The 14,371-nt window shown below is 30.1% G+C and carries 11 protein-coding genes and 2 pseudogenes; 3 read left to right on the plus strand and 10 right to left on the minus strand.

The genetic code is table 11. The annotated features are described in order from the left end of the window. A pseudogene (locus CQZ94_RS28505) lies at positions 1-76 on the plus strand (IS6 family transposase); the annotation flags it as partial. A gap of 942 nt (positions 77-1,018) precedes the next feature. Further along, positions 1,019-1,348: an Lrp/AsnC family transcriptional regulator gene (locus CQZ94_RS28510; RefSeq protein WP_105588147.1), complete on the plus strand. Its 330-nt coding sequence runs from the start codon at positions 1,019-1,021 to the stop codon at positions 1,346-1,348. A 174-nt stretch (positions 1,349-1,522) separates the two neighbouring features. Here CQZ94_RS28510 and CQZ94_RS28515 read toward each other — a convergent pair. The 10 genes and pseudogenes from CQZ94_RS28515 to CQZ94_RS28565 all read right to left on the minus strand — a co-directional run. Then, positions 1,523-1,931, minus strand: a pseudogene (locus tag CQZ94_RS28515) (helix-turn-helix domain-containing protein); the annotation flags it as partial. 561 nt (positions 1,932-2,492) lie between these two features. Next, entirely contained in the window at positions 2,493-3,710 is a 1,218-nt protein-coding gene (locus CQZ94_RS28525; protein ID WP_105588149.1) for an MFS transporter, read from the minus strand. A gap of 144 nt (positions 3,711-3,854) precedes the next feature. Continuing rightward, positions 3,855-4,310, minus strand: a complete 456-nt coding sequence (locus CQZ94_RS28530; protein WP_105588150.1) for a GNAT family N-acetyltransferase — start codon at positions 4,308-4,310, stop codon at positions 3,855-3,857. A gap of 14 nt (positions 4,311-4,324) precedes the next feature. Beyond that, positions 4,325-5,386 (minus strand): NAD(P)/FAD-dependent oxidoreductase, encoded by a 1,062-nt coding sequence (locus tag CQZ94_RS28535; RefSeq protein ID WP_308728148.1) that lies wholly within the window; start codon positions 5,384-5,386, stop codon positions 4,325-4,327. Further along, a complete protein-coding gene (locus CQZ94_RS28540) occupies positions 5,364-6,272 on the minus strand; it encodes a branched-chain amino acid ABC transporter substrate-binding protein (protein ID WP_105588152.1) in 909 nt (302 codons plus the stop codon). Before CQZ94_RS28540 ends, CQZ94_RS28535 begins: the two co-directional genes overlap by 23 nt. 66 nt (positions 6,273-6,338) lie before the next feature. Next, complete coding sequence (locus tag CQZ94_RS28545; protein WP_105588153.1) at positions 6,339-8,354, minus strand: class I tRNA ligase family protein; 2,016 nt, start codon at positions 8,352-8,354, stop codon at positions 6,339-6,341. Positions 8,355-8,370: 16 nt separating this feature from the next. Further along, on the minus strand, positions 8,371-9,660 hold the full coding sequence (locus CQZ94_RS28550) for a lysine N(6)-hydroxylase/L-ornithine N(5)-oxygenase family protein (protein ID WP_105588154.1): 1,290 nt from the start codon (positions 9,658-9,660) through the stop codon (positions 8,371-8,373). An 83-nt stretch (positions 9,661-9,743) separates the two neighbouring features. After that, a complete protein-coding gene (gene rocF, locus CQZ94_RS28555; RefSeq protein ID WP_105588155.1) occupies positions 9,744-10,652 on the minus strand; it encodes an arginase in 909 nt (302 codons plus the stop codon). Positions 10,653-10,795: 143 nt separating this feature from the next. Then, positions 10,796-12,070 (minus strand): ATP-grasp domain-containing protein, encoded by a 1,275-nt coding sequence (locus CQZ94_RS28560; protein ID WP_105588156.1) that lies wholly within the window; start codon positions 12,068-12,070, stop codon positions 10,796-10,798. Between the two features lie 403 nt (positions 12,071-12,473). After that, positions 12,474-12,821, minus strand: a complete 348-nt coding sequence (locus tag CQZ94_RS28565) for a cupin domain-containing protein (RefSeq protein WP_105588157.1) — start codon at positions 12,819-12,821, stop codon at positions 12,474-12,476. A gap of 831 nt (positions 12,822-13,652) precedes the next feature. Here CQZ94_RS28565 and CQZ94_RS28570 point away from each other — a divergent pair. Beyond that, a complete protein-coding gene (locus tag CQZ94_RS28570) occupies positions 13,653-14,237 on the plus strand; it encodes an SCO family protein (RefSeq protein ID WP_105588158.1) in 585 nt (194 codons plus the stop codon). The last annotated feature ends 134 nt before the right edge of the window (positions 14,238-14,371 follow it).

A 14,371-nucleotide genomic window follows, 5' to 3' on the forward strand; every position in this document is an offset into this window, starting at 1 on the left:
ACAGATTGATTTACGGGATCAGTCTGTTCAAAATCAGAAAGAATTCATCCATCAATTGTTTGGGCTAACAGCATAAAATACAATTCCGCTAGAAATATATGCGCTATATTCTCTTTTATTTTATCTTTGCACCAGAACCAATTTTTATACCTACTGTTTGTACAAAAACACTTGATTAGGATACACACTAGCTAAATGTTTTAGTACTTGAAAATGGATATTGGAGAGTTTAAAATTACCGAGTTTTACAAACTTTTTTTGAAAGTAACAAATAATTATAATAAACATTTTGACTAGTAATTTAGGGTTTTCATATCCGTAGATATGAATGGAAGTAAATTAATGGATGAATAAATTACTAGTAGAATTACAACATAGCAAACAAAGACTTTTATATGCAATATTACATATAAAAATTCAATCTTTAAAACTCTTATTTTATAAAATATTTAAATTGAATATCCCAAATACACAATATTAGTATTTGGGATATTATAAACTAACTTAAAGACTCATTTAGTTGTTTTTTGATAATTAAACAGATAATAAAAAAGCAACTCGGATTGGGGTTCGAGTTACTTTTTTAAATAATGCTTATATATGTATTATAACATTTTGCATAATAAATCCAATATAGAATGACCCACTTTTCATATTTATCAATATTTTCAGTTTTATATAACTGCTTTTTAGCGTTAGGAAAACTATTGTATTACCAAAAATCCATAAAATTTCTTCAATAATATACTTCTTAATGAATGATAGAATGTTATACTATTTCATAAGTATAATTGCTTTTACAATTTGTTGAAAATATATATTCAATAACTTTTGATCATTCGATGTTCTTTTCATACTATAAATTCCTCCTTTAAAAGTTTTTTATCACACAATATTTTATATCTATATTTGGATACCTTTATAATACTAAACCCTAATTCGACTTACCATTTCACCTGTAATGGAAAAAGATTATATTTTTTCTATTTGAAACTAATTTGAAAGGATTTTTTATCAAATGAAAAATACTGTTATTCAAACTAAATCCGCTAACATGATTGGAACGGAAAATAGCGTTAAGGAAACAATTACAAATTCTTTACAAGCAATATTAGAAATAAAAGTTAAAGAAGGACAATATCAGGAATTTATGGATTGTATACAACTTGAAACAAATATCGAATTTTGTTATAGAGTTACAGGAAAGACTGACTTTATTGCTAAAATTATAATAGCTGATTTGAAAGAATTAGAAGAATTTGTTGATAATTATAGTTCTGTAGCTCAAATAGTATCTAATCTTATAATTTTCAAAACAAATACTAATTACGATTTAGTAGAGAATTAAGGTTATAAGCGACTTTTCATAATAATAAACACCGCAACTAAAAACTACACTTCTAACAATTGGGGTGTAGTTTTTTGACAATATAAATTAAGTTTAAGTTACCACTTTAAAACATAATTTAAATATATTACTACCAAAAAATGCGTAGTAATATTTCAAGATAATGAAGTGGCCACGATTTTTGGCAAATCGAACAAGACCTAGTTTCGGCAAATTAATTTTGTTTCCCACAACGGCACTGTTTTCATTTATTTGTTTTGTGGTGTAAGATTGTGCGGTGTTCTTCTTGGGGCACTGTTTTGTTTTTTGAAAAACGTGTATAAGCATCCGCAAGTTTGCAAACAGACGACTGAATCGCAATACTATCCACTTCTTTTAACCAAACAAATTCTTTTTTCATGGCAGGAAGTTTGGCAGAACATGTACCATATGTCAAACCTTTTCCTGTTTCTTTGTATGAGTTATCCCATAGATATAGGAAATGATTGAATACAAAACGAGAACAACCAATCGTTTTATTGATTAGAGTTGCTTGTGTTTGATTTGGATATATACGAAATTTATATGCTTTATTAATCATCATTCGTTTCACCTCCCTTTCGATATGTATCCATCATAAGGCGAACGTGTATTCTATATGTAGTGAAGTGATAATAACAAACTGTCCAGTAACACTTTATCTATGTCGAACAATTAAGATGGCTTCCTGCCATCCCTTGTCCGAAGCCAATTCATCTCCCACCTACTCACGCCCTTCACGTTCCTTGAGGAAGGAGTCTTCTTGGCTAAAACGATAAATATAACGACGTGAAATGAATTAACACTCTCATGTTTAAATAAAGAATTATCGCTGATATCGTGGGACGATGGCACTATAAAATGAAACAATACTCACTTCTACTAAAGAAATAAAAGTGGATATTGTTTCATTTGAGAAATTATTTAAATAGAGCAGTTGAAATTTTTATTACTTATTTGAATTGGAATTAGGAAAATATATTGACTATTTTAATTATGATTAAAACAGAACTAAAAGAAATGAGTACTGTATAATACAGTACTCATTTCTCATAGTTATTTATAAGTCGTTTCTAAATTTTAAAATTCACTTCATTAGCTGTTCTTTTCATTTAATACGTTGTTATTAAAATGATTTTTGAGAAGCTTCTTGTTGTAAAACTTCTATTTTTTTTCTATGATTTAGTTCGTTTAGATAAATTACCATCATAATAGCAGCAACAATCGTACCTATTACTCCAAACAAATGACCTGCATGCATAATCCCAATCCATTTAATAGGCAATGCTAACGTTAAAGGTAAAGCAGCTTTGGTAAATTGAAATGCTAGTGTAGATCGACTAGACCAAATGACGGTTTCTTCTTTTGTTTTAATAAAGTCAAACATGACAGTTCTTTGAATAATACGTGAACGATTAAAAACAAAGCCAAGCATAAATGAAACAGCAATTGCTAAATACCACGAATGCACTAATCCTAAAGTAATATCAAAAACAGCAATTAATATAAAAATTGACCTTGGAATAAATTTTTCAAATTTCCCAACAAGTGTAGCTAATAAAGCCCCTAAACCTGCTGCAGCGCTAACAAATCCATACTGCATAGGATCCCAGCGATATACATCGTGAAATAAAATTGGCACTAAAAAATTAAATGAAGCAAGTTGTATTGTTAAAACAGCAATACCAGTAATTGTAATCCATAATATTTTAGAATTATCTATTGGATTTATTTTTTCAATATGATTTGATAAAGGTTTTTTATTTTGCTGAACATCTTTACTTTTTAATAACGGCATAAGAAGAGGTAAAAACACCCCAATACCTAAAGAGAATGCTAAACCATAAAGTACATTGTTAAATCCACCTAAATTCATCATAAATCCTGCTATTGCGTTCCCACCAAATGCTCCTATTTGTATTGCAGTTTGTAACATATTAGAAGCCTTTCCTGCTGGAATTTCTCCTGATAATACCATTTGAGACATATATGTTTCTAAGCTTTGCGTAGATAAAAATAATATAATTGAAAAAACACCTGCAAAAATATATAAAGTAAAAACATTAATATGCTCACTATTTAAAAGACTTATTATAATAAGAATAATACCAATGCAACGGACACCAGAGAAAATTAACAATGGACTTTTAGTTAACCACATCTTAAGACTTTTCGAATATTTTTGCATAAAGAATGGTATCAAACTCATTAAGGTTAATATAATCCCTAAATGAGTAACGGATCCACCTTTATCCAAAATTGTCCAAGTTAGAGTTACAGTTAACATACCTTCCCCACAAAGAGTCAGCGCCAATAGTACTATAAATATAAATTGAATTGGCATTATACATTCCTTCTTTCTTATATCGGTTGTTTGACCTTAAATTTGTTTTAACTTGTTTAAAGAAAGGGATTTGGAAAATACATAACAAAATTGCACATTGAAAATATTCTGTTATATCCGCCCTAAATACTATTAAATTGTTATTTAAATGCTGTAAACAATCCAATCACTCTTATTTGCTTTTTGTTTTTTATAGAAATTTTGGGCAACCATATTATCTTTTGCGGTAACCCATTCCATATATGCATATTTATTGTCTTGGACGTACTTTTTACAAATATTAAATAACATATCCCCAACACCTAATTTTCTATAATTAGGGATAACAAATAAATCATTTAAGATCATTGCTCTTCCCATACTTAAAGTACTGAAAGTGGTATATAAAGTAGCAAATCCTATTGGCTCTTTATTAACCGTACAAATATAGAATAATCCCAAATCTTTATTTTTTATTATAGTATTAACTAATTCATCTAAAGAACTTTTTTCATGCACAGGTTTTTCATAGAAATCCATATACATTCCAATTAAATTGATAACAGTCCCTCTATTTTCATAGGTCGCTTCAAAAATTTCAATATTCTCGAGATTGTTCATAGTCTTTGCTCCCCCTATACTCCTGTAATCATTTTCGCTATTCTCTTACCAATACCAGGAGCCAATTTTACTCCACCACCACTCCAACCAGTTGCAACAATTAAACCTTCTGCTTGTGGAAATTGTTCTATAATTCCTCGATTATCTGATGTATATGCATCAAAGCTTCTTCTTCCACCTATAAATAAGTTCTTATTTAAATATGGCAATCTAGTTTTTGAATTTTGAAGCATTTTCTCTAAGTCATTTGGGTCAATTGACATTTTTTTGTCTGGATCTATATCATACTTATCTACTGGATATCCTACTAGAGAAGTACCTAGATTATCAGGTCTGCCATATAATCCAGTACTATCATCTATAAAAATTGGATGGTCTTTTTGTCCTATTCCATCAAAGAAATGAATTTGAATAATTTTACTTCTAATTGGAAGTTTAATACCTATAGTATCTAATATATTTCCACTCCAGGCTCCAGCTGCAACAACAATATTTTTACAATGTATAGTCCCATAGGAAGTTTTAACGCCTACAACACAGTTATTATCCATTAAAATTTCTTTCACTTCGATTCCTTCACAAGCTAATGCACCTTTAGTTTTAGATGTTTCAATCCATGTATTCGTTGCTAACGATGGGCTAATGTACCCTGCTTGTTCCTCGTAAGCCACACAGCTGTTTTGGGGGGAATTTATAAATTTGAAATCTTTCTTTAATACTTCAGGTGAAAGGATACTAATTTTATGTCCAGATTTTTTTAGTTCTCCAATTTGCTTTTCCATTTTTACATGATGGGTTTCATTTTCAACATATAACATTCCAGTCTGCTTAAATTTAACCTCTTCACTAATACTAAAAAAATCATTTATTCCTTCTTTTGCTATTTCAGTTAGATAGGGATCATTATGATAGACTCTTATAAACCCTCCTGATTGGCCTGTTGATCCACTACTAAAGGAATTTTTCTCTAATAAAATTGTATTTGTAATATTTTGTTTGGTTAAATAATACTGTATAGCTGCACCAATAATGCCGCCCCCAATAATAACTACATCAGCTGAATGTTTTATGATAATTCACCTCAACAAAAGATTTATCAATAACTTGTGCAATTATCCATGACGCTCCTAAACGATCTCCATTATTTGAAAATTTTATTGTAGAATTACCTCTCGCTAATTCATTAATTAAATTCTCTACATTAGATTCAATACATTCTAATAGATACGAAGTTGCAAGAAATGATGTTTCTACATAATCTTCTTTTGCCTTTATGGTAAAAGCATCATTAGAATAATCTTTAGCTAATTCTATAAATTCATCTACATATGAATCATCTGAAGCTATAAAAATCCCTTTAAACCCTCTCATCCTTAGTTCTTTTAGGTAAAATGCGGAGTTAAAGTGTGTCCCAGCAAAGAATATTGCATCACTATGCTTATTATTTTCGCTATTAAAATCTTCGATTCTAGTAACCTCTTTAAATAAAGAATTTGCATTTTGATACAGCAAATCTGCTAGGCTTTTTCCGTAAAATGTTTCATCTGAAACCGCCGTAATTGTTTGAATATCTTTAGTTTTTAAAAAATTGATAACAGTTTCAGCTTGTACCAAATCATTAGAACAAAACCTAAATACTAATTCATCGTTATTAAGCGTAACGTCTATATTAGTTGATGCAGGAACTAAGAATGGGATTTTCGCCTTTGAATAAAATGGTATTGCTTTTAGAGCACATGCACTATTAAAGTGTCCAATTACAGCAACAACACCTGATTCAATCATTTTTCCAGAAATATCTTCGATGGTATTTGGATCTCCCTTATCATCTTGATAAACCCATTCGATGTTACCAGTATAATTTAGCTTCGCACGATTTACACCCTCAACTAACATTTGACCGTATACAGACCTAGGACCTGAAAAAGGGCCTACTACTCCAATTTTTATTTTCTCTTTCATAATTTGAGCTCCCTATATATTTTTTATTAGGAAATATAAGGAGGTAAGTACTACCTCCTTATATTATCAAATATTCTGAAGATAAAAACTATCGTTTGTTTTTGAAAAATAATTCTCGTGAAGATCTACTTTCTGTCCAGCAGGTAAAAAGCTTACTTCCTCATCCAACTGCATGTCAACATTAAATCCCAAATCCCCCCATAGCATTTTACCAAATGTAGGCATGATTGGGCTAGAAAATAATGCTAAAATTTTTGCAGTATATAATTCTAGTGCAATAGCAGTATTTCTTCTTTGTTGGTTATTCTTTAATACCGTTAAAAACTCTTCTCCTGCTGAGAATTTTTTGACTACTCTGACTAATTCGTTTAGTAATCTAACTACCTTTTGGGGTGAAAATGTATTTGGTTCATATGCATTCATAATTTCATTCATAATTCGATTTACATGTTGATAATACATTAAATAGTTACCTGATAATGTCTCTAATTCTGGAGCACCATTTGGAAACTCTGCTTCTAACTTGCATTTTAAATCATGTAACCAAGATTCCCATTCTTTGTTTAAGTTCGTATCTACAATATGATTGAATTCTTCCATAGTGAAATTTGTTTCAATTGTTTCAGGCCTGCTATAAGATAAATAATATCTTACAACATCATGTGATGCATTTTCTAATAATTCTTTGCCCCATACAGCATGTCCCCTGCTTGTTGAAAACTTGAGACCCTCTAGTTGATAAAATTCATTAGTTATCATTATTTTAGGAAGAGTTATATCTTTACTGTATGCTAACCAAATAGCTGGGAAAAGAACTGAATGGAAATAACCATTATCATATCCAAAAAAATTAATGATAGTTGTATCTTGATTATTCCAAAAATCCTTTAACGTATACGAAAGGTCTTTATCCTGAATTAATTCGTTTGTTGCAGATAAATATCCAGGTGCCATTTCAAACCATACATATATAGTTTGATTTTCATATCCTTCTACCGGAACTGGAATTCCCCAATCAGATACATGTGAAATAGGAATATCAGGCAATTCCTCATCTAGCATTCTCTCACATAATGCCGTTAAATGTGGCCCTATTTTTAATTCTTTGTAGTACTGTTTTAATTGTGTTTTATAATTACTTAATGGGAAAAATATTTGTTTAATTTTAGATTTCTCTGGTTCGCTGCCGCAACATTTACAGGTTGGGTTTAATAAATCTATACACAAATTAGGTCTACCACATTTTTCACAAGCATTGCCATCTGATAATTCATTACAATGTGGGCAATTCCCTCTCACATAAGCTTCATGAAGGTGCTTATCGCATTGCTTACAGAATAGAATGTCGACTTCTTTTTCTACTAATTTACCTTCATTCCACAATTTTTCAAAAAACTCTTTGACAAACTCAATATGGAATGCTGAAAAATGAGGTTTGACAAAAATATCTGGATTAATTTCTGCTAGTCTTAATGTTTTTTCAATTTCATTAGCAAAATGATTTGCCGTTTCTCTAGGAGATTTTTCTAATTGTCCCGCCTTAAACGGTACATAGCTTTGATGATCATCCGCTCCGCTCATATAAAAGACTTCATTCCCTTTCAGTCTTAAATATCTAGTTAAAATGTCAGCTCCTGTATATGGACCAGAAAGGTGCCCCACATGTAAATCACCATTAGGTGTTGGTGGTGTGGCTGTTATTAAATACTTCTTTTTACCTGAATCTAACTTCTTGCTATTTTTTTTACTAAAAGCATTTTCCCACCATATGGTGAAGAATATCAATTTTTCATCCGACGTATTTTTTAAACTATGTTCTTCAAATGGAGGAATAAAGATGGCGTCTCCTTGCGTAACGGATTCTTCTTTTTTACCCACTTTAACTATTCCTTCACCCTTAAAGATAATAAAAGTTTCAACTTCATGATGTCCATGAATCTTAGAAATTTCTCCAGGTTCTATGATTCCCCACATTGCACCAAATGGCGAATCATACAACTTATTAGAATGCGGAAATAATCGTTGACACATAATATCATATTCATTTGTAAAAATCTGTGGATTTATCTTTTCAATATGCATCTTTAGACCCCCTATATTAAGAAACTACGTTTTTAGTTTTTTCTTCTGTCAATGTATTATATTCTCGCACGGTTTTTAAAATTTCATTTGATCGAATGGATAAATTAGATAATAAAGTGTCACTAAGTCCATGAGTGCTTTCATTTACGCCTTGCAAGTAAATACCAGGTTTAAATTTATCCGTTGTTTCTAAACGGTAATTTCGCGAAACTTCAATATTACCTGAAATATACGGGTTAAGATTTTTTAATAAAGGATGGTGCTTTTTACTTTTATACCCAGTAGCAAGAATTACAGCATCAGCCTCAATAACAACCTCTGTATGTTTAACTATGTCTTTGTAATAAACAACAGCTTTATCAGACAGTGTTTTTATCTCAGTTAATTCCAAAAATGGCTTTATTCTAAAACGATCTTCTCCATGAAATTTTTGATTATATAAGGCTTTATTAATTTGACTAATCAAACTTCCATCCGCAGCTGCATAATTAGTATCACTGTGGTGTTTTAATAAAGCATCTCTATTTTTTTCTGGTAAAGAATAAATAAAATCAATCATATTAGCATCAAATATACGATTAACAAGCTTACTTTCATTTACAGCTTTATATGAAAAAGGTCGCATTGTTGCAGTGATATCTGATTTCGGATAATTATTGATTAAATGGGAAAATAATTCAGCTGAACTTTGTCCTGATCCTACAACTAAAAACTTATGAGCATCATCTTGTTTAAAGTTATTAATTTTATTCTTAAATTGACTAGAATGAAATACTCTACTATTATTCATTTCAATATTTACTGGAGTTCTCGGTGTTCCACCCGTCGCCAAAACAATATTTTTAGTAATATAGCTCTCTAATTGATTAGTTTCTGTATTTTGAACAATAACTTCTAATAATTCGACAGAATCTTCAGCTATAACGGGTTCTACTGAAACTACCGTTCGACTATAATAAACGTGTTCTTCTAATTGAGAAGCAACCCAAGACATATAATCATTGTATTCAAGTCGTGACGGATAAAACTCTGAGAGATTAATAAAATCGCTTAGTCTTTCATTTTCATGTAAATAATTCAAAAAGGAGAATTTACTTTTAGGATTTTTTAGAGTTACAAGGTCTTTCAAAAATGAGATTTGAATATTTGTATTTTCTAAAAGCATCCCTGGATGCCATTGATAGTGCGTTTTTTCTTCCAGAAAAATTCTTTCCATTGAATTATTTTCTTCTTCTATAGCAGTTGCTAAAGCTAGGTTTGCTGGCCCAAATCCAATTCCAATAATATCATAGATTTTATTATTCATTTGACCCATCCTTTTCTTGTTTTTGACATTCTCGTATATAATTTTATTTTTTTATATTTTTAAAAATAATTTCAGAAAACATTTTATTTAGACATAGTAACCTTCTTACTTAAAAGTCCGGTGATAAGTTCAATTGTTGTGTTGACAGTAATATTGTCTTTATCTAATATAGGGTTTATTTCCGTGAACTCTGCCGCTATTAGGTTTGTATTATTTCTTAGCATATCAATTGCCTCTTTTGTATCATCTAAACTTAAACCATGTGGAACAGCCAATCCTCCTCCAGGAGCAAATTCAGGATCTAAAGCATCTAAATCAAATGTTAGATGAACTGCATCAGTATTATTATTGAGAATCTTAATCGCCTTTTCCATAATATTTTTTATTCCATGCTTTCTCACATCGTCTGCTGTAAAAATTGTAACTCCTAAATTTTTGAGAAACTCTTCTTCCCCCGGGTCTAAATCGCGAATTCCTATTTGTACGATACTCTTTGGATCAATTTTAGTTTCTTTCTCTAGAAAATCTTTAAATTTCTCGTTACCATATCCTAAGAGAATTGCTAAAGACATCCCATGAATATTACCAGAAATGGATGTTTCAAATGTATTTGCATCCCCATGAGCATCAAACCAGAGTACTCCTAATCGTTGTGTTTTTCTAAGAATTCCAGTTACAGTCCCAATTGCAATACTATGATCTCCACCTAAAACTAATGGGAAATGCCCTTTTTCCAATTCGTTCTCAACTGTTGAAGCAATATTTTTACATATATCAATTACTTCATTTGTAAAGTCTTGTTTGACATTTCCATAATTTTCATTATTGATTGAAGGAAGAGAAATGTCTCCTAAATCAACAAAATCAATTCCGATTTCAGTTAATTGTTTTGACATACCGCCATATCTTACAACATATGGTCCAAGGTCAACCCCTCCTATACTAGCTCCGAAGTAAGTAGGTGCTCCCAAAATAGATACTCTTTTATTCATAATGTTTCCCACTCCATTTCTATAAGTATATACATCGAATTACTAGGTTATAAATTTGTACTATTAAAGAATTTATTGATAAATCTAGCAGTTATATTCCTCATTTAAAACAAGGAATATAACAACCAGATTTACTAAAGTTTTTATACATGAACTGGAATTTCTAATTCTATATCTAATTGATTATCTAATTCTCTAGCTCTTTTGCGCAATTTTTCTACATCAGATTTTTCTTTATATGGTGCTCTTAATGAAAGTAATCCCGTTATATCAAATCCTTTTGGAGCATGATATACTTCAGATCCTACTTTTGCTACAGGGTAGTAAGCCTTATACTCTGGCTGTTCAGCGACAATTCCCAATTCATTTTTCTTTATAATTCCAGATCTATATACAAATTTAATACAAGTACAAGATTTTGGTGTTGTGGATCTAGTTAGGAAGAATTCCACAATATCCTTTTTACAATCTAATAAACCAAGAATATTGACAGCTACTAAATCAATCCCATGAACATCACGTATATTACGATAAACATGCCCGCCACTGATTCTAGTACTAAATTCTACAACTTTAAAATTCCCTTGCGTATCTCGGCGTAGTTCTACATTGAATAAACTGTTTTCAATAGCTAATTTTCCACATATTTCTTTAGCAATATTAACAACTATGTCTTCATCTACACCAATATACGGTAAAGTGTATTCATCTTCCTCGAAATATGGCCCCATCATTTTATTTTTATTATGAATTCCACCAAGGTAAAATTCTCCATTTAAAACTACTCCATCAACTGTAATTTCTTCCCCAGTTAGAAATTCTTCTACTAATGCCACACATTGTTGTGTTTGGTTAAAATAAAATCCTTTATTTGTTTTAGAAAGATTAATAATTTTTTCTAATGAACTATTCAATTCCTCTAAATTTTTAACTAAATATACAGATTCACTGCTAGCAGCCATAGTAGGCTTTATGATTACAGGGAAAGGAATATTTTCTATTTCTTTTTTTGCATCCTCTATAGAATTAATTTTTGCAAATTTAGGACTAGCAATAAAATTATTTAACATAAATTCTCTCTGCTTTGATTTATCTCGAGATGTCGTAGCAGCTTCAACAGATAGCGCCTTATTTCCAAAGCGTTCATTAATTTTAGCAGTTAAGACAATATCAGTTTCTTGCCAAGTTACAAAAAAACTAATTCCTATATCTTTTCCTTTTGTAAAGATATAATTTTCAGCCTCTATTTCGGAAGCATCTTCGAGTACAATTACTTCTTTAAAGCGCGCATCTATTGTTTTACTTGGTGCACTCGTAAACAAGTAAAGTTCATCAGATATTCTTCCAGCAGTTTCAATATGATCACCATGAATGCTATAACCTTTCCTCATGATGATTCCAATCTTTGTATTTTTCATATGTAATCTCCTTTTCTTCTCTGTATATGTTGATATCACGTCGTTATCGTATACCAAAACTTTTAATTATTCAATAGATTAGAAATATTTAGAAATTTTTTTCTACAACATGTTAATTTGGGAAAAAACTGTCAAAAAACTCTGTTTGAAAGGCATAAAACTGAGTATTTTGTATTTTCAAAAAAACAAGAAATCATTAAAATATCGACATATTTGCCTTTTTTAAACATAAATTTACTCTTTTTAATGTATTTTGTATTTTTTTCCAATAAATATAATTTATTGATAAAGTTCATTTTTCTGTAACGAAATAACATCCCTACCTATAACTAGCAGTTGTCTAATTTAAACAAATTTGATAAAAAGACAGCTATTTTTATTTCTATCTTTTCTTGTTATGCAGTTATTGTTGTGATTTAAAATCTTTTTCAATAGAATATTCAGCAGGTGCAAAGAAAACAAGTACCGTAAGATCTTCTTCAATAGTATGAAATCTATGTTTCATGTTAGCTTTTACATAAATAATAGAACCAGATTCAACAAAAAGATTTTCATTCTCAACTTCAAGCTGTGCTCTGCCATTGATAATATAATATACTTCGTCTTCTGTATGCGGTTGTTGCATATCTAAAGAGCCTGCTCTCAATTCATAAATTCCCATGCTTAAATCTGTTTCATGTAAAAATTCATAATAATTTTTGTCTATACTTCTTTTTTCTCTTAATAGCTGAGTAAGTTGATAATTTTTCACTTGCTATCCCCCTAATGTTATAAAATTCTAGAATTAATTAATTAAATTAACTTAATAAAAGGCATATATCAGGTATAATCTAAATTCCTTCACATGTGTCTAAGGAATTAATTAAAGATATATAAACTGCCAGCATAACAAAAAGAGATAGAAATAGTCCTATCTCTTTTCTACATAAGGGACATGCTTACAGCTTATCCTTTCATTTCAAATTTTATTTTAATAGGAGAAATCTTAATATTCAATCTCTAAAATATTTTCTCAATATGTATAATTTAATCTTTAAATTATACTATAGTTAATTCTATTTTTAACACGTTATCCAAATGTATGATGTTTTCTCAATCTTATGAAGGGTAATAATTCAATGGTTATACTGAGATGAATTTATTATTAGCATAGTCAATAAGTTCTTGAATGACCTATCTATTTTTCCTTACATACAATACTTCTTATAAAATATAGAGTTTTGTATAACAAATTACTAGATAATAACTTCTTGTTTTACTTCACCTTGTATTATGAATCGTGAAATATAGAAGCAATGTATGTGATAATGACATACCTAACAATCGTAATTATAAGTGGTCTTGTGGACTATAACATAGCTATAAACATCAAAAAGGAAGCTATATGCATACTAACATTATTATAAATAGTAATACAAATAATTTGGAACAAGGGAGTTCGTTCGGCTGTGTTAAGATTAATTCGTTAGCTTTCAAAAATAACAATTAACCAAAAATTCCCCAAAGTAAAAACTACTGAGTGTTGGGTAGTTCATATAACCATTCCGTATCATCAATAAAAATTGAAAGGAGATAAATACATATGAAAAAAATGAATTTCATTAGATTACTTATACTTATATTCACAGTTATAACTCTAGGAGCATGCAAGAATGCAGAACTCAACAATTCACTAAATTGGGATGTGCAAAAGTTCTCATTTACAGATCAAAATGGGAAGCAATTTGGATCACCTGAGTTAAAAGATAAAATTTGGGTAGCTGATTTCTTCTTTACAAGTTGCCGAACAGTTTGTCCACCTATGACAGCAAATATGGCAAAACTCCAGAGAATGTTGAATACAGAAGGGATTAAAGATATAGAATTTGTATCATTTAGTGTTGATCCTGAAGTGGACACACCAGAAAAAATAACAGAATTTATGAAGATCTATGAAATGGATGGAACTAGGACTCATTTCCTCACGGGATATAAAAGAGCAGAGATTGAAAAGTTTTCTAAAGAAAACTTCCAATCACTTGTAACTAAGCCAGAAAATGATACACAAGTTATACACGGCACAAGTTTTTATCTGATTGACAAAAATGGAAAAGTTCTAAAAAAATATTCAGGTGTTCAAAATACTCCTTATGACGAAATTGTTCAAGACATTAAAAAAATCCGATAAAAAATTCTATTAAGTCAATATTTAAAGGGAAATGAAAGTAAACTTGTAATAATTTTCTCAATATAGGGGTAGCACCCCACATGCCCATCAACTTAAGAGCGGAAACAAAATGAACTTTTGTTCATATGAACTCA

It is taken from the genome of Bacillus sp. MYb209 (genome assembly GCF_002975175.1).
Classification (GTDB): domain Bacteria; phylum Bacillota; class Bacilli; order Bacillales; family Bacillaceae_G; genus Bacillus_A.